Source organism: Synechocystis sp. FACHB-383, from assembly GCF_014698605.1.
Taxonomy (GTDB): domain Bacteria; phylum Cyanobacteriota; class Cyanobacteriia; order Cyanobacteriales; family Microcystaceae; genus Synechocystis; species Synechocystis salina.
Genome location: NZ_JACJTJ010000040.1, coordinates 130,895 through 148,489, shown reverse-complemented (window position 1 = coordinate 148,489; position 17,595 = coordinate 130,895). Strand labels below are relative to the sequence as shown.

The 17,595-nt window shown below is 48.6% G+C and carries 14 protein-coding genes; 3 read left to right on the top strand and 11 right to left on the bottom strand.

Annotation, left to right across the window (positions count from 1 at the left end):
• Positions 1-121: 121 nt before the first annotated feature.
• Positions 122-382: a photosystem I reaction center subunit PsaK gene (gene psaK, locus H6G45_RS11745; protein WP_190598610.1), complete on the top strand. Its 261-nt coding sequence runs from the start codon at positions 122-124 to the stop codon at positions 380-382.
• Between the two features lie 80 nt (positions 383-462).
• On the opposite strand, the gene H6G45_RS11740 is transcribed toward psaK, so the two are convergent.
• The 5 genes from H6G45_RS11740 to petN form a co-directional block, all read right to left on the bottom strand.
• Positions 463-681: a hypothetical protein gene (locus H6G45_RS11740; RefSeq protein WP_347338264.1), complete on the bottom strand. Its 219-nt coding sequence runs from the start codon at positions 679-681 to the stop codon at positions 463-465.
• A gap of 69 nt (positions 682-750) precedes the next feature.
• Positions 751-2,316: an NAD(P)H-quinone oxidoreductase subunit N gene (locus tag H6G45_RS11735; protein WP_190598609.1), complete on the bottom strand. Its 1,566-nt coding sequence runs from the start codon at positions 2,314-2,316 to the stop codon at positions 751-753.
• A 140-nt stretch (positions 2,317-2,456) separates the two neighbouring features.
• Complete coding sequence (locus H6G45_RS11730) at positions 2,457-3,467, bottom strand: metallophosphoesterase (protein WP_190598608.1); 1,011 nt, start codon at positions 3,465-3,467, stop codon at positions 2,457-2,459.
• Between the two features lie 37 nt (positions 3,468-3,504).
• Positions 3,505-3,648, bottom strand: a complete 144-nt coding sequence (locus H6G45_RS11725; RefSeq protein ID WP_190598607.1) for a hypothetical protein — start codon at positions 3,646-3,648, stop codon at positions 3,505-3,507.
• 42 nt (positions 3,649-3,690) lie between these two features.
• Positions 3,691-3,780 (bottom strand): cytochrome b6-f complex subunit PetN, encoded by a 90-nt coding sequence (gene petN / locus H6G45_RS11720; protein WP_010871354.1) that lies wholly within the window; start codon positions 3,778-3,780, stop codon positions 3,691-3,693.
• 166 nt (positions 3,781-3,946) lie between these two features.
• Here petN and H6G45_RS11715 point away from each other — a divergent pair, with 166 nt between their 5' ends.
• Entirely contained in the window at positions 3,947-4,747 is an 801-nt protein-coding gene (locus H6G45_RS11715) for an RDD family protein (RefSeq protein WP_190598606.1), read from the top strand.
• Positions 4,748-4,783: 36 nt separating this feature from the next.
• Here the strand turns inward: H6G45_RS11715 and H6G45_RS11710 are convergent, their stop codons facing one another.
• Together H6G45_RS11710 and glmS are read right to left on the bottom strand one after the other, a co-directional pair.
• Positions 4,784-5,338, bottom strand: a complete 555-nt coding sequence (locus H6G45_RS11710; protein WP_190598605.1) for a peroxiredoxin — start codon at positions 5,336-5,338, stop codon at positions 4,784-4,786.
• Positions 5,339-5,467: 129 nt separating this feature from the next.
• Positions 5,468-7,363, bottom strand: coding sequence for a glutamine--fructose-6-phosphate transaminase (isomerizing) (gene glmS, locus H6G45_RS11705; RefSeq protein WP_190598604.1), 1,896 nt, complete (start codon positions 7,361-7,363; stop codon positions 5,468-5,470).
• Between the two features lie 399 nt (positions 7,364-7,762).
• Between glmS and H6G45_RS11700 the strand changes: the two genes are divergently transcribed.
• The gene (locus tag H6G45_RS11700; protein WP_190598603.1) at positions 7,763-8,059 is read left to right on the top strand and encodes a Calvin cycle protein CP12; all 297 of its coding nucleotides are present in this window, start codon (positions 7,763-7,765) and stop codon (positions 8,057-8,059) included.
• A 760-nt stretch (positions 8,060-8,819) separates the two neighbouring features.
• Here H6G45_RS11700 and H6G45_RS11690 read toward each other — a convergent pair.
• The 4 genes from H6G45_RS11690 to H6G45_RS11675 all read right to left on the bottom strand — a co-directional run bounded on the left by H6G45_RS11690 (position 8,820) and on the right by H6G45_RS11675 (position 17,438).
• The gene (locus H6G45_RS11690) at positions 8,820-12,257 is read right to left on the bottom strand and encodes a PKD domain-containing protein (RefSeq protein ID WP_190598602.1); all 3,438 of its coding nucleotides are present in this window, start codon (positions 12,255-12,257) and stop codon (positions 8,820-8,822) included.
• A gap of 1,062 nt (positions 12,258-13,319) precedes the next feature.
• Positions 13,320-15,107 carry a diflavin flavoprotein gene (locus H6G45_RS11685; protein ID WP_190598601.1) on the bottom strand — a complete coding sequence of 596 codons (1,788 nt, stop codon included), beginning with the start codon at positions 15,105-15,107 and terminating at the stop codon, positions 13,320-13,322.
• A gap of 49 nt (positions 15,108-15,156) precedes the next feature.
• Entirely contained in the window at positions 15,157-15,675 is a 519-nt protein-coding gene (locus H6G45_RS11680) for a phosphate-starvation-inducible PsiE family protein (RefSeq protein ID WP_190598600.1), read from the bottom strand.
• A gap of 26 nt (positions 15,676-15,701) precedes the next feature.
• A complete protein-coding gene (locus H6G45_RS11675; protein ID WP_190598599.1) occupies positions 15,702-17,438 on the bottom strand; it encodes a diflavin flavoprotein in 1,737 nt (578 codons plus the stop codon).
• Positions 17,439-17,595 lie beyond the last annotated feature (157 nt).

The window sequence follows — 17,595 nt, the reverse complement described above, 5'->3', positions numbered from 1 at the left end:
GAACCTTAAGATAAAACTTTTAACGTTGGTTTGGTCACCATTGTTGCCCAATGCCTAATGGTGGATGCCATCGCCGTTAAAAATAGTCTTAAAATCATCGTTTACGATCAAGGAGAACTCAATGCATAGCTTTTTATTGGCCACCGCCGTTCCCGCTACCCTGTCCTGGAGCCCCAAAGTTGCTGGGGTGATGATTGCTTGCAACATTTTGGCGATCGCCTTTGGCAAATTCACCATCAAACAACAAAGTGTAGGCACCCCCATGCCTTCCTCTAACTTCTTCGGTGGCTTTGGTTTAGGGGCTGTGCTGGGCACCGCCAGCTTTGGCCACATCCTCGGCACTGGAGTAATCCTGGGCTTGGCCAATATGGGAGTACTTTAAGATTCGATTCTGAATAGACTAGCTTTTATCCTTTGGGAAAATATCAACGGCGATCGGGCGAAAAGCCTGATCGTTTTTTGTTAGGGATTAGGAAAAATGCCGAAACGAACAAGGGGAGTGATTACGGCCCCGATTACGGCAAGAATTAACGTCCAAATTTGAGCATTGGCGAGTCCTTTGAGATCCCTAACATCATCTCCGACCGCAGACAACTCGGTTTTAACCGTTGCCATATTAATCTTGAGGGAAGTTACGTCTTTTTGGAGATCGTTGAGTTGAGTCTTAATTTCCCCCAAGATCTCCTTTAAGTCGTTTTCTACGGTGATACTTATCGACCTTTTCTCCTAAAGCAATACTTACCGCTATCTCTAGGGAAGTTCAGAAGAAATGGCGATCGCCGCAGTTTCTTCCGTTTGCTGGAGGGCTGTCTGCAACATCTTGGTGCTGACCACGGAGTTGGTGGCTAAGTTAAAGAGGGGATTAGCAAGAACACCTGCCAGGGAGGTGGCAACCAGGGTAGCAACAATACCCACCTGTAGGGGACGCATACCAGGCAAATTCCATTTGATGGCCGGATAATTTTTGATCACGTCGGACATTTCCTGGGGTTCCTTCACCACCATCATTTTTACCACCCGGATGTAGTAGTAGATGGAAACGACGCTGGTGACCAGACCAAGGAGAACCAAGCCGTACAATCCCGACTGCCAACCGGCCCAGAAGATGTAAATTTTACCGAAGAAACCTGCCAAAGGAGGAATACCGCCCAGGGACAATAAACAAATGCTCAAGCCTAAGGTGAGCAGAGGATCCTTGTGGTAGAGACCAGCATAATCACTAATTTGGTCACTGCCGGTGCGGAGGGTAAAGAGGATAATGCAACTAAACGCCCCCAGGTTCATAAACAGGTAGATGAGCATGTAGAACACCATGCTGGCATAACCATCTTCACTACCCGCCACCAGACCAATCATCACAAAGCCCGCTTGACCGATGGAAGAGTAGGCCAACATCCGCTTCATACTGGTCTGAGCCAGAGCCACTACATTACCCAGCACCATGCTTAACACTGCCAGGGCAGCGAAAATAACGTGCCACTCATCGGTAATGCCACCAAAGGCGGTCACCAGCAACCGAATGGCCACCGCAAAACCGGCCGCTTTAGATCCTACCGAAAGAAAGGCTACCACTGGGGTGGGAGAACCTTCATAAACGTCGGGGGTCCATTGGTGGAAAGGCACAGCGGAGATTTTAAAGGCAATACCGGCAATGACAAAGACCAGGGCGATCGCCAAACCGAGGGATTGACCCATACTGTCGGCATTAACTAATTTTTCGGCGATTAATACCAACTGGGTCTCACCGCCGGACAAACCATAGAGCAAGGAAAGACCGTAAAGGAAAATGGCGGAGCTAGAAGCACCAATGAGCAAATATTTCAACGCTGCTTCATTGGAACGGGGGTCCCGCTTCATGTAACCGGTCATGAGGTAGGAGGAAATACTGAGCATTTCCAGGGAGATAAAAATCATCACCAACTCGTTGGCCGCCGAGAGGAACATGCCCCCCAGGGTGGCCGTGAGCAAAATGGCAATGAATTCCGCCAAGGAAGTCCCCGTTTGTTGGACGTAGCGCACCGACATCAAAATGGTGACAACGGTGGACATGGCAATGATGCCTCGGAAAATAACGCTGAGGTTATCCCCATTAAAAGCACCGATAAAACCAATGGGATCCGCCATGGACCAGGAAGTAACTAGCAAACCCACCGACACCAATAAACCGGCGATCGCCAGGTAGGGCAGGGCCAAGGCTACCTTGCGTCCCCCAATCAAATCCACAATTAGCACAAGGAGGAGAGTGACAATAACAACGCCCTCCGGCAAAATCGTCCCCGCATTGAGTTGCGCTGCAACGTTACTAGAAAAGTCCATAGGTACAACCGAGAAATGCTCACGAATAAGCTTAGCGCAGGTTTGCCGCAAAGGAGAATTAGAATGGGTGATGGAATTTATTAGTATTTTCCTAGTTTTGGCCAATGGCAAGGGGGACCAGCAATGGCATAATCATCCCCTTAATGGCACAAGTCCTCCCCCTGTTCATCAAATTCATCGGTGTTGGCCGCTAGATATTGCCAATGGTAACTACCGGGTTTGAGGTCCATTTTCAACACCCCATATACCCCCACTGCCCGCACTTCACTGTTGGGGCGCACAGTTTTGAAAGGATAAAGACTTTTGCCGCCGGTACCGATGACAAATTGCCTCAATCCCTTAGTTTGATCCAAGCCGCCCTGGGCATTTTGGGGGGCAAATCTTTCATAGAGATGGTCATGGCCCGAAAGTACTAACTCCGCACCACCGTCGTAGAGGGTTTGCCAGAGGTCCCCCATTTGGGGTTGATTGCCGTGCACACCGGATGAATAACGGGGATGGTGCCAGTAGGCTAGGGTGCATTGCTTGGTATTTTTCGCCAGATCTGCTTTTAACCATTGCTGTTGGGCCGATCCCATTTCACAACCGCCAATGTATTCACAGTTGGAATTGAGGGCAATGAAATGCCAATCACCCTGGTCATAGCTGTAATAACCTTTTTGGCGCACCGCGGAGCGGATCTCTGCGAGATCGCCAGCTACTGCACCGAAATAGTTAAAGTAATCGGCGGCATCCTTATCGGGGCCGTAATATTCGTGGTTGCCTGGCACCGGACGACTAATGGAGTCAAATTTTCCCCAGGTTGGTTGGTAGGAAGCTTGGTAATTGACCAATTCTCCCCGTTCGTACTGGTTATCCCCCAGAGGCAAAACTAGATCAGGATTAGCGCTAGCAACCAAGTCTGCCGTGGCGGCCATCTGGCAACGGTCTGGGGTTCCTAAACCACCGTTAAAACCTGGATCTTCCGGAGCACAGGCAATGTCCCCCGCCGCCACAATCACCACCGGGGTGGACTGGTCTTGGACGATCACTTCCTTGGCCAGACTGACTGGGGCAGGGTCTTGACCTTGGCTAAAGTTGGCAATTAACAGAAAAGTTACGGTAACCAGGGCAAAAAACACCCCGATCACCGGCAGACGGGAAAAACCCATGGCTATCACAACGGTTATGTCCGCAAATCAAACAAATTTAGCGGCTCATTTTTTTATCTCGGTCCTGACGACGGCGATCGCGCCATTCCAAGGTGGTCAGGTAGAGAATGCCTCCACTGACCAGCACTAGCATCACCAGGGCCACTAAGAAAAGGGTATTGAGAACAGGAGTTGATTCCACGGTATCAAAAGCTCTTAAACGGCGACAAATCCGAGGTTTTCCCTAGAAGCCGTTCCGACCCCACACCACCATGCTGATGGACCAGGTGAACAGAACCAACACGCTTACCCAACCTAATGTCAAAATGTCCATAGTCTTTTGTTAAATACGCCGATAAAAACGAGCTTTGTCAGCCTTTATCTTACGGCGATCGGGCAAAATTTTAAAGCTTGCCCTAGGGATGACACTGTCCCATTGACCGGCTATTTAGCCGCCATTGTCCCATTTGTTCCCCTCCTTTCCATTCAAGCTAGAAACCATGGCCCTGTTTAACCATTATCAGGTGGAAACCCCCGAAAGTGTCGAATTAGAGTTTACCCTGGCCGGCATTGGCAATCGTCTGTATGCGGTGTTGATTGACTATATCTGCCTGGGAACCATAATCTTTGTACTTTTAATTATTTGGGCGGTACTGGCCTATAACCTTTCCCTTTATGTATCCGACGACTGGCAATTGTGGTTGACAGCTATCCAAATCTTTCTGATTTTTGCGGTTTATGTGGGCTATTTTGTCTTTTTTGAAACCCTATGGCAGGGACAAACCCCTGGTAAGCGTCGGGCTAAAATTCGGGTAATCAGGGGAGATGGCCGACCAGTGGGGCTGCAGGAAGCTAGTTTACGGGCTCTATTTCGCCCCATTGATGATTTTCTCTACATTGGCGCTCTGATGATCATTTTTGGCCGGCAGGAAAAACGTATTGGGGATTTATTGGCTGACACCCTGGTGATTCGAGAAAGTCGAGACCAAAGAGGCGATCGCCTACAGCTTCAGCAACCGGAAGCGGCTAAATCCTTAGCGACTCAATTAAGCCAATGGCCGGGCTTAGAAAGAATTACGGCGGACCATTGGTTCGTGATCCGGGACTATCTGCTCCGACGGGGGGATTTGCTGCCCAAGGCGAGGCAACAAGCAGAGGCAAGGCTAGCCCAACAGATACAAGACCGCTTGCGTCTCACGGCTCCCCTGGCCGATACTCCCCCCGAAGTTTTACTAGAGGCAGTTTACCTGGCCTGTCAAGACCGCCAAACGGCCCTGACTCAGGAAAGTTTTGAGTTTTAAAACCCTGGAAATTTGTTGAACAAAAATGGCGATCGCCTAGGCTTGCAATTCTTCTAGGCGGGCTAAAACTTCTTCACTGTGGGTGGCGGGTCTGACGCCGAGAAATCTTTCCCGCAACATACCCTCGGGATCGATGACGTAGGTATGCCGCAGGGCCATGCCACTCAGCCAAGAGCCATAGGCTTTAATCACCGCCCCATCGGAGTCTGCCAAGAGGGGAAACTTAAGTCCCTCCGCATCACAAAAAGCTTCATGGGAATCTAAATCGTCCACACTCACCCCAATTACCTGGGTGTTGAGGGCTTGGTATTTGGTCAAATCCCGCTGGAAACGCTGGGCTTCCAAAGTACAGCCAGGGGTAAAGTCCTGGGGGTAAAAATATAAAACTACCCATTGACCACGGTAATCAGCCAAATTAATTTCCCCTTCGCCAGTGGTGCTGGGCAGGGTGAACAGGGGCGCGGGTTGGTCTAGTGCGGGTTGGCTGCCCCCCAGGGCATAGGCGGGTAAATCAGCCAATCCTAGCCATAAACCTAGGGTTAAAAGTAGGGCAATGACGGTTTGTGGCCAGGAAATTTTTTTGCTTGTCATAGGAGATTGTTTTGAAGTTGCGACACCGAGTTGCCGGTGAACATAAATGGGTTTACCTGCCATTGTTCCACAGCTTTTTTCTGGCAGCAGAGCTCCGCCGACATCAACCAATCACCTAGGGTTTGTGACCTACTCCACTGTGACGGATTTGGCCAAATTACGGGGTTGATCCACGTCTAAACCTCGGCGGGCAGCAATGTGGTAGGCCAAAAGTTGTAGGGGAATGACAGCCACAATGGGGGAGAGCATTTCCTCTACGTGGGGCACCAACAATAAATCATCGAACACAGAACGGGCTTGGTTGTCGTCCATGGGAGTGACTCCGATTAACCTGGCATCCCTGGCTTTGGCCTCCTGGGCATTGGAAATTACTTTGTCATGGACTGACCCCGGCATGGCGATCGCCACCACTGGGACTTTGGCATCCAAAAGGGCAATGGGGCCGTGTTTCATTTCCCCCGCAGGATAACCTTCCGCATGAATATAACTAATTTCCTTCAGCTTGAGGGCTCCTTCCAAGGCAATGGGAAAGTTAATGCCCCGCCCTAAGAAAATAAAGTCCTGGGTTTCGGCAAATTCATGGGCTAGGGCTTCAATGGCACTACTCTGTTGTTCCAAAATAGTTTCAATCTGGGCGGGCAATTGTCGCAGACCCACCATAATGTGTTCTATGGCCTCCAGGCTCAGACTGTGCCGCTGAAAAGCGATGTCCAGGGCCAGGAAGTAGAACGCCAACACCTGAGCTACAAAAGTTTTGGTGGCCGCCACCCCAATTTCAATGCCAGCATGGGTATTGATAATTTCATTAACCATAGTGGCCAGGGTACTTTCGGGACGGTTGGTAATACCCAAAATTAAAGGTTTATAGTCGTCTTCCAAAGTGAGGCGCCGCTGTTTTTCCATTTCCAGGGCCGCCAAAGTATCCGCCGTTTCTCCCGACTGAGTCACGCCAATGGTGAGAGTATGGGGCGTTAGGGGAGGGGCCGCATAGCGAAATTCCGAAGCGTAATGCACCGTGGTGGGAATACCAGCCAATTGTTCTAGTAAATATTTCCCCACCAGGCCTGCATGCCAGCTGGTGCCACAGGCCAAAATTTGAATGTGTTGTAGATTTTTGGTCAACTGGGGATCTAGGCCCAGGAATACGGGGCTATGGCTGGGATGGTCGGCGGCCCGCCATTGTTCATTCAGATAAGTTGCCAAGCAAGTGCGGACAACGGCTGGTTGCTCGTAGATTTCCTTGAGCATAAAGTGCCGAAAGCCCTGTTTTTCGACGGTGGTGGCACTCCAATCTAAGGTACGGGGCAGTTTCCGCAGTCTTTTGAGTTGGAAATCATAAACTTCTACCCCCAGGGGCGTTAACCTGGCAATTTCCCCATTCTCCAACGAAAGCACTGTATTGGTGTGGGGCACTAGGGCAGTCACATCGGACGCACAGAAAAATTCCCCCTGGCCAAATCCCAAAATTAAGGGGGCTTGCTGTCGGGCCACAATTAACTGTTCCGGGCAATGGGCATCCAACACGGCGATCGCAAAGGCTCCCTCTAACTGGTGTACCGCCTTGCCAATGGCTTCTAGCAGGGCTTCGTCTGGGTCATCGCCGGGCAAATCTTTAAGAATATCGGCGATTAAAATCGGAATGACCTCAGTGTCAGTTTCCGAATAAAACTGATAACCCTTTTCCTTTAAGTTATCCCTCAGGGTTTGGTAATTTTCAATGATGCCATTTTGCACAACGGCGATGCGTTGCTGGTTATCCAAGTGGGGGTGGGCATTATGCTCCTCTGGTTTACCGTGGGTGGCCCAACGGGTGTGTCCAATGCCAAGGCGGGAAAAGTTGCTGTGGTTTTCTAGCTTCTCCTTGAGGTTAAATAGTTTGCCCTTAGCCCGCACCGACTCAATTTTTTCTTCGGTGACCGTAGCAATGCCAGCAGAGTCATAACCTCTATATTCCAAGCGTTCTAGCCCTTCAATGAGGATATTTACCGCCGTTTGGGTGCCGATGTAACCAACAATGCCACACATGGAGATTCCCCAATGATAGTGAAAATGATCAAATTGCCCTCCAGTTTAGCTTTTTCCCTCTGCCCAATGACAAATCTGTCCCACTCCATGGAAGTGGGCTTGCCCCGGCAATGCGCTCTTGAATAATGACTTAGAACAGTGGCGGACCATTCTCCGAACATCGACATCAGATGGGATTGTATTGATTGCGGGCCCATGGCACGGACAACGGTCCAAATTCCGATGGGCTAGGGAGTTAACTTTTTAACTTCGGCAAGGGTGGGCAAGCATTAATTCCGAGCAAGGCCAAAGATTTATTTAGCTGATGAAAGATAATTGAATCTTATATCAATTTGATATTTACATTGCTAGTAATTATGGATAAGCTTAGAGACAGTTCATAAAAACGTAGTTATTGCCATGTCTTACCTGACTATCACCCCGGTTAAAGCTTCTCAACCCGCAACAATATTGGCAGATAATGTTAATGTTTCAGCCACGACATTGGACAACCGTCTTAAAGCCGCTTTAGAACATGCTCGCCGCATCACTGAAATATACGGCTTGGGTAGCCTAGATGCGGTGCTTGCTTGGGAAACCGTTGAAGAATTGCAACAGGTTGACAAATCTCTGCCCAAAAACACACCACACAATTCCTTTACCCACTACTGCACCGAAAATCCCAGTGCTCTTGAAGCCCGAATCTATGACGTCTAAAGATGGGCAATTTCCTAGGGATGAGGGGTTTGAGCACAAACAGAAACAATGTTTCACTCAATTTGAAATTATTCTCGCCCCAATTCCTGGGGGTACTTCAGGACCGCTTTAATTGGCAGGTGAAAGTTTTACACACAAAACATCTTGTGTAAGCTAAAGTGTGGGTCTGTTAACCATGACCTACGCCTACAAGCTGAAACCAACTCCACAACAAGTGCTGGACATAGAGGAAAGCTTAAATGTCTGTCGCAAGGTGTGAAACTATGCCCTGCGAGAACGCAAGGATTGGTGTGCTTCTCGTAGGTCTCCAGTTAATGCTTGCTCAATTCGAGGGGAATACATTATCTCTGCGGACGAACCCTTTCCTGATTACCAAGTTCAAGCAAAACGCTTAACAGAGGCAAGAAAACACATTCCTGAATTAGCCAACACCCATTCCCAAATCCTCCAACAAACCTTGAGGAAGTTGGAGCGGGCTTGGGATGATATGCACAAAAGAGGGTTTGGTTTTCCACGCTTTAAAAAGCGGCACAATCTGCGTTCATTTGTCTTCCCTCAGTTAGGGAAAAACCCGGTGTCCGCAGAAGGGATTAAACTCCCCAAAATTGGCAAAGTGGTTTGGCACTATACCCGTTCTATTCCAGAGGGGTTTGTAGTAGAACAGGCGAGGGTAGTCCGAAAAGCATCGAGCTATGAAGCAGAAAGCCTAGATTGTGAAGTCTAGGAATCTCCCGGCTTTAGCCGGGTTGGAGGATGTCAACTAGCTGGGATGTAGGCCATCCACTCCTATTCCTAAGACCTGTCCATAGGAGCCCATGGGAGAAAACAGCCCAGTCTCCGGTGTTTCCAGGTTCAAACCGTAGGCTGAAGCCGCAGTGCCGCTGCCTAGTCCGACAATGCGTACATTATCAATGTTGCCGTCTTCAAGGCTACTACTAACAGTGGCCCGAAACCTTAAATTGAAACTATTACTGAGAGGCAGAGCCAGGGAAACATCTTGCCAACTATTTTCCGGGTCCACATTACCAGATAAACGTTTGACCTCTGTCCAGTTACTGCCATTAAAAAGGTCTAGGGCAATGTATTCGCCATAGTCCCAATTTCCCTCGATGAACCAGGAAAAAGTGAGGACAGCACTACTATAATCGGCTAAATTGAGTGGTCTAGCCATAGTCAGAGTGGCATTATTAGCTAGTCCATCTACCTCTGCTGAATGAGATCCATCCCGGGCCCGTTGGGTAGAGCGAAACCAATCATTCTGATTATCCTCAACCCAGTTCCCATTCCATTCCGACAATTCAAAGCTGTCGTAGAACAGTAGATTTTCTGCCGGCTTATCTTGAACTGTGATGGTTGTGGTGTCCGTCGAGGAAGCGCCATCGGCATCGGTAACTTGAAGACCAATGGTATAGATGCCAGGCTGAGTTGGAATAAAAGTTGTGTCAACACCAGTCCCATCATCGTAGTGGCCATCGGCATCCAAATCCCAGGCATAGGTCATAATGTCATTCCCTGGATCGGTGGAATTTGCACCGGAGAGGACAAAGGGAACGTTGATAAAACCTGTCTGGGAAATACCCGCGTTGGCGATCGGGGCAACGTTATTGACAGTAATGATCTGGCTGGCCTTTGCTGTCCCCCCAAGATTATCTGTAACTTGTAATCCAACGGTAGCAATGCCACTATTAGATGTTGTGAAGTTGACACTGGGGCCTGTTGCGTCGTCATATTGACCGTCACCATCAAAATCCCAGTCATAGCGAGTAATTGAGCCATCACTATCGGTGGAGTTAGCCCCCGACAAGACTAAAATTGCCCCTTCATTAACCGAGGTATTGCCAGTAATAAAAGCTTGGGGAAAGGTATTTTGCCCAGAAGGCAGGGCAGTAATTTTAACGTTATCGACGTTACCGTCTTCGTTACTACTACTGACACTAGCCCGGAAGCGGAACTGGAAGTTACTTAAGATTGGTACATTGATGGAAACATCCTGCCAAACATTCTCCGGACTGATATTGCCAGCTAAACGTTGTTGTTCTTGCCAGCTACTGCCATTCCAAAAATCAAGGGCAATGTATTCGCCACTATCCCAGTTACTTTCGATGAACCAAGAGAACGAGAGGGTGGCGCTGCTGTAGGCAGTGAGGTTAAGGGGTTGGGCAATAGTTAGGGTCGCATTATTCGCCGTCCCATCCACTTCTGCAGAACGGGAACCATCCCGGGCCCTTTGGGTAGAACGAAACCAATCATTTTGACTATCTTCGATCCATAGACCGTTCCACTCCGAGACTTCAAAGCTATCGGAAAAAATGGTTACTGGATCGGGTTCATTATCGTTATTGACTAAGACAACATCATCAGGATTCAAACCATTGTACTTGCCGTCAATGCTGGATGCCGTACCTGTCACAATGGAGTAGGACACATTACCATCAGTTTGCCCATCGTTAACACCGGTTACCGTTACAATCTGGGAAATATTCCAATTAACACTGGTAAAAACTAGGGAAGAAGCACTAAGTACACCTTCTGAAATATCGCTAGAGCTAATGGGTAAAGTAACATCGGCGGTTGGTTTAGACTTGAGGTGGACGGCAAAGGTCACTGTTCCGCCATCTTCAGTGGTGTTATTGGCGCTGGGACTGCTAATCAAAATACCAGCAGTGTCATTGTCCTGATTGGTAATGGTTACGTTGGCTGCATCCAGTCCACCATAATCGGGGTCAGTGGAGCTAGCGGGAGCTAGAACAATAGTGTAAGAAACGTTGTCGTCGTCTACACTGTCATCTGCTCCCGTAATCGTAACAGTCTGGGGAACATTCCAGTTCGAACTTGTGAATGTAAGTGCGTTTACATTAACTATTCCCTCGTTAGTATTGCTACTACTAACTCCAATGGTGACATTAGCGGAGGGCTGGGTCGCCAAAACTACGGTAAAGCTTGCCTGTGTTCCAGCTTCCGTTGTCGTCAACCCCGATGTCGGTGAGACAAGAATTGCCGGACTGGTAGTGGGCTGAACAACGCTTCCTGTAATTAAATATTGGCCGAGACTAGCGTATTCGGTATATCCAGAGGGGGGATTGGCGAAAGGATTACCAACACCGACTCCATCAATTGACAAATAATAGGTGCCGGCCGTTGTAATCGTATAGTTTAGACTTGCGGTCAGTAAATCTGAAGGATTATTTTGGACAAGCAGATTGCCAGAAGCGTCGAACAATTTGGCAAAAATATCTAAATTTGGCCCCCGAGGAGTTAGATATTCTGTCGTGTAGCTGCCATCCCCATTGGCGACATAAGCGCGAGAGGCGTTGTTGATATTGAAATTAATGTTTCCAACCCCAGTGACAAACTTAAACCAATCGATATCGCTTGTGCGTTCAATAATTCCGAAAGTACTAATATTGCTGCCGGTTAACTCAAAGGCAGAAGCCAAGGTGTTGCCGTAATCATCGACTCGGTAGCTAAAGCCATTGCTGGTGATGATAGCGAGATCGTCTTCTGTATTGTTAGCGCCTATGTATTCACCCTTGCTCCATTGGGTAACATTCTCATCGGCGTTGATAAAAGGCGCACCCATAATCGTGCCCCAGCTCGTTGCGCCGGAACCATGCCCTTCATAATAGCTAGAATTGCTACCATAGCTACCTCCGTCATGGCGGAGATTTAGGGTATGGCCTACTTCGTGGCTAACGGTTTCCGCACCGGCATATTCTCCTTGATTAAACACCAGCGCCACTTCATCCGTAGCCCAGTTGAAACTGTTGTAGTAGGCTGTGCCTCCGCCTCCTGCATTGGTAATGGCTTTTCCCGTGACAAGGTTTAAATTACTGGTCATGGCAACGCGAATGCCCCAACGTTGATCCCCATTACCGGACTTTTTCAAATCTTCTGTATTGGGTTCTTCGGTGGTGACATTAACATTAAAGGGCGCGAAATCTTCTGCAACCCGTTGCCATATTTTCTGGATTTCTTCTTTATTGGCATCGGTAAATGTGCTTCCACTGTAGTAAGGCTGAAGCTGGAGGGCTCCTCCGTTTTCCCACTGGGAACTGGCGATAAAATAACCATCAAAATCTAGATAGATTGTGTGGTTGGCAAAAGGATTACTGTGGAGTTTAAAAGTTTTATCAAAGGCTATGGGCGGGATTGACGCTGTACCATCTTGGTAACCAACTGGAGCTTGGGTGATCAACATTGCACAGGCTGGACAGGCACAAGAAGCCGAGGAATTGGCCAAAAGGTGGGATGGGTTTGATGATTCTCCTAACCATCCGTCCCGATTGAGCAAAGAGATTGCCGCAAGCTCGAATTCCCCGTTGATCCCATTTTCTTCGGATAAGAGGGGACTGGGCTCGTTAAATGGCTGAACATCTGGCAATGGGACCAAATGAAAAATAGAGTTTTCATTAGACAAATTTACAAGCGCAACTGTCAGATCTAGGGGAAATATTGGTCCAACCCAAGCCAGAAAATTTCTAAGATTTCCTTCATTCCAATTGGAGATGGCGATCGGAGAGGCAACGACCTCGGCGGCGACAAATTGGCTCTGATTCTGTTCCAGAATCGTCTGTCCAAACCCTAAGTTCAGAAAAGATCTCAGGGTGGTGGAGAGGGGAGACATAACGATTTCAGAGGTGGCTACCCGGTTCTCTTTTGGCCATAAAAACCTCAGCCCAAACTCCAAGTCTAAAAAAGATTGCAGGGGATCGGAGAGGGAGTCCATGGTGTCAACCTCGAGGTAACAGTTAGGGATTCATTGCTTGTCGGATAGCTGAATTTAGACAATCAAAGCTTTTTAATATTTGCTTTTTGATACTGACATCAAAATTCAGGATATTTAATATGCATTTAATATAAAAAAATTAAATGTTGCTCAACAAGCGAAGAAACACTGTATGCGGGGAGCTATGGAAACATACTGGACAAAAAGTTCAGTAGATTCACTAGTTTCTTTAAAGCGAGAGCTTGTCGCTAAAACCAATCGACTAAATAGTTTTATTACACCAACCAATTAACTCTGCATATTTGGAGTGGTCGATGCCATTAATAAAGTCGATAACCAAATTTAGAAACCTAAGGACAATGGGAGCTGATCCTATGGGCCTGCTTAGATCAGCCCATCACAAGGACTTCGGAGTCAAACTATTAAATAGACCCAACACTTGTCCCATAAGGGCTCCAGCAATTTTAAGACTCTTTTTAAAAATGGGTCCTGAGTTACCGACTCATTGGAAGTTAATCCAAAAGACTACAGCGCCTAATATTGTCCCCCCGATTTACGATGCCGCATGGCAGTGATGCCGTTGGGTTGTAAGACCTGTCCGGCTTGAACCGTTGCATAAATCAGAACATGATCGCCTATATCTGACCAGGATTGGACTCGGCATTCAAGATAAGCCAACGCTTCCGCTAAAATCAGACAACCATTTTGGGCCGAATAATGTTCCACTGTGCTGAAGGGATTATCATCACAATCTTTAGGGAGAGGCCGGGGAACAAAATGGCGCCGTACACTCCGTCCCTCTTGCAAGAGGTTAAGTACAAAGGCAGTATTTTGCTGGGCTAGACCGTAGGCATCACATTGAGTTGGAATTGTTAGCATAATGCCGGCGGGGGTGAAGCTGGCTTGGGAAACCCAGGAGGTCAAAATACCTCGATGTCTGCCGTTAGATTGGGTTGTGACCACACCAATGGAGCCGATAATACGTCCCACCGCTTGCTGGGTGCGATCGGCTTGGGTTTCGGTGGTAGCCTGACGGGCAACTCTCTGCCGCTTCCTGGTACGCAGTTGCCGGGCGAAATTTGCGCCGGAGGTTGTGCAATTATCTAAGGCATCGGGCCCAGGGCTGAATTGGATGCGAATCGTTTCAAAGCCGAAGCGATAGCCCCCATCTTTTAACTTGGTTTCAATTAAGTCAATGGCTTCACCACTCCAGCCATAGGAACCAAAGACCCCAGCTAATTTGGTTTTGGTTGCGGAGGATAAAACAATGCCCAATGCAGTTTGGATTTGTACAGGGGCATGGCTTCCTAGGGTAGGAGAACCAATAATAAACCCGTCACAGGCTTGAATTGCTTCGGCAATTTCGTCGGTTTCAGCGATTTCACAGTTAATGGTTTCGACGGCGACACCGGCTTTAATTAATCCCTTGGCGATCGCCTGGGCCATGGTGGCGGTATTGCCATAGGCAGAAGCATAGATCAATGCCACTTTAAGGGTCTGGCGGGGTTGTTGCTGACACCATTGGCGATAATCACCGTACAGACGACTGAGGCTAAAACGAACCAGGGGGCCATGGCCCGGCGCGATCGTCTTCAGAGTTAACGAATCAAATTGATCCAATGCCGTTTCCACCTGTTTGGTTTGGGGGGCATGCAAACAATCAAAATAAAAACGGCGATCGCCACTTAATTGTCGCCAGTCCTCATCAAAAATTGCATCGCCACAAACATGGGTGCCAAACAACTTATCACTGAAAAGGATTTGGGTAGCCAAATCGTAGGTACACAAACCGTCCGGCCAACGGGGAGTCGGCACAGTCATTAACTGCAGCCCATGGCCCTGACCTAAATCTAGGGTGTCCTGGGACCGCACGGTCTGGAATCGCTCTTCCCAATGGGGAAAGGTGGCTTTAAGCACTTTCACTGCGGGGCGGGAACAAACAAGTTTGGCCTTTGGTGCCAGGCGCATTAGTTCCTCCAGGGTAACCATGCGATTGGGATTAACATGACTAGTGATGATGTAGTCAAGCTGGGCTAAATCTAAATATTTTGGCAATTCCGATAGATATAAATCACAAAATGACTCCCCTGGGGGATCAATCAGTGCCGTGTAATCGGCCTGAATCAGATAGGAATTAGACGTAGTACCCCGACGGCGACCATATTCCACCTCAAATTTGAGTCGATCCCAGAGGCGAGACCGCAATACTTGGGTTTGGGGGGCTATCTCTGCCACCTGCATATCCCGAGGCAGGGAAGCAACGGCAATTGAATCTGAAGAAGTATCCAAAGCTTGTGGGAGACCGCTAATTGGAGAAATCATAGGTTTAACTTCAAATAAAGATGACGGGGGGCAAGGATGGTCAAAATAGTTAAATTGATGAGGAAGCCTTACCGGACTTGCGGACTTGATGACGGCGAGAGATTTCCCGTTCAGGATCGACCCCCTCAAACGTGGGGGGTAACCAAACTCTTACTACGAGCAAAGCACCAAGAATGAGCAGAAACGAACAAGCTGCTAGCACTTGCTCCCAGGGCACTTCCAGAACGCCCCGCACAATAATTTCCCGTAGCACTGAAACAATTGAAACTTCTACTGCAACTCCGATCGAAACCCGGTGTTCCTGAAGATAAATAATCAGCAACCGAAATAGCTCCACTAAAATCAGCAGGAATAGAATGTCGGCGGTGACCCGGGGAAAGTCTAGTGGCGGAAAAAGAGACACAAACATTTCCCGCAACTGCATCACCATAAAACTGAACAGGCCAACGCAAAGTGAAATCACAATAAAGTCCTGCACCGTTTCCAGCAGACGAACAACAAGGGCACGACTGAAATAGAGAAGAGTGGGCTTTGCGTCCGAATCCGAATTGGTTGAGAGGAGTTGCATGAGAAAATCCCAGGTAGAAGGTGAATTTAGTAGTGGTTGCCCAGTTTGCGGTGGTGGGTGGCAGTTAGTGCATTCAATTTGGCGACCCGCCCGGTTTGTACGGTACTGTAGACCAACCAATGGTCATTGCCATCAAGACGGGAGGTAACCTCACATTCCAGATAGGCTAGGGTTTCCAACAAAATCGGAGAACCATTCTGGGCTGGATAGGTGTTAACTTCAGCAAATCGATCAGCCCCTGGGGGAAAACGCAGCAGGAAATGGCGCATCAGGCTTTGATAGTTGTCCTCCTCCAGCACATTAAGTACAAAGGTGTCACCGGGATGGAGCAATGATTCGATCGCCCGATCTTTGGCCACTGCAATCACAATGCCGAGGGGTTCAAAGCTGCCTTGAATCACCCAGGAAGCCAGCATGGCACTTCTTACATCCCCCTTTTGGGCCGTCAGAATATAGAGTCCAGTGCTAAGGCGACCGATCGCCTGGTTGAGTTCTGGATCGAGGGCTGTATCTGCTGGTGGAGATTGACTCTGGGTGAGGTACTGGCCCAGATCGGTGCCCGCTTCACGACAAAGCTGGTCCGTGGCCGCCGTCGGTTCCGTCTTGAGTAAAATTGGTTCAAAGGCTTCTAGCAAACCTAATTCCTGGAAGCGATTGCGGAGGGGATAAATGGGCTCATCCTGCCCCCCCCCGGTTTCAAAGAGACCAATCACCTGTTTGGGGTGTACCGCAGCTAAAATGGTGCCCAGTAAAGGATCTAGGGTTGTTGAAGTAGAAGATTGGGGAGGCATACCCAGCACCAGTCCTGCTGCGCATTGGGCCAGGGTGCGGACTTCATGGGTATCCGCCACGCTTAGATCGACCAACTCAATCGCCACACCGGTTTTACTAATGCCATCGGCAATGGCCCGCACTAGGCGATCGCTGACCCCATAGCCATCCATATAAAACAGGGCCACAAAAGTTTGAGCCTTGACCTGATTTTGACTCCAGGTATCGTACTGTCCGATCCAGTGGGAAATGTGATGCTGCAACAGTGGCCCATGGCCCGTTGCCACTAGATCAAATTGCAAGAGCGCAATGCGCTTCAAAGCCATCAACACTGAGCGGGCATTCGGCCCCATCAGGCAGTTGTAATAATATTGGAAATCAGGTTCGAGCCGTTCCGGTGTTTCATCCAAAAGTGAATCATCACAATAATGCATGCCGAAAACGTCACAGGTATAGAGCACCTGGGTACCGGCATCATAGGTCAAAATTGTGTCGGGCCAATGCAAGTTGGGCGCGGAAATAAATTGCAACTCATGACCCTGGCCCAAATCCAGACTGTGGCCACTTTTAACAATCTGTGACTCAAAAGGTCGGTGCACCAGCTTTTCGAGGAATTGGATGGCCACCTTGGAGCCAATCACCGTCACCTGGGGAGCCAGGTCTAGAAGTTCCGGAATCAGACCGCTGTGGTCGGGTTCCGTGTGATTGACAATCAAGTAGTCGAGGCTTTTCAGGTCAATTAGGTCCTGCAATTCTTGCAAGTAGACGGACTCAAACTTGCGATGGGAAGTATCAATGAGGGCTGTTTTTTCCCCTTGAATTAAAAATGAGTTGTAGGTTGTGCCATGGTGCAACTCAAACTCGATATCAAAGCGATCCCGATCCCAGTCAAGGCAACGAATCGCTGTGGTGTTGGCTGCAATGTCCGCGGTTTGGACTGTTAAGCGGGGCTGGACAGCAGCAGATGTTGGAGAATCAATTAGGGTAACCATAGAAAACTTTGCGGTTTTTCAAGAAAGTTCGCTGCTGTCTTCTATGGTGCTGCCCATACAGGATTCTGTAAAATGTCAATATCTAAATAAAAAAATTAGTTTTTCTTATGACTGCGCTTGCAATCAATCAGTCAATTTAATCTATTTAAGGGCTCTA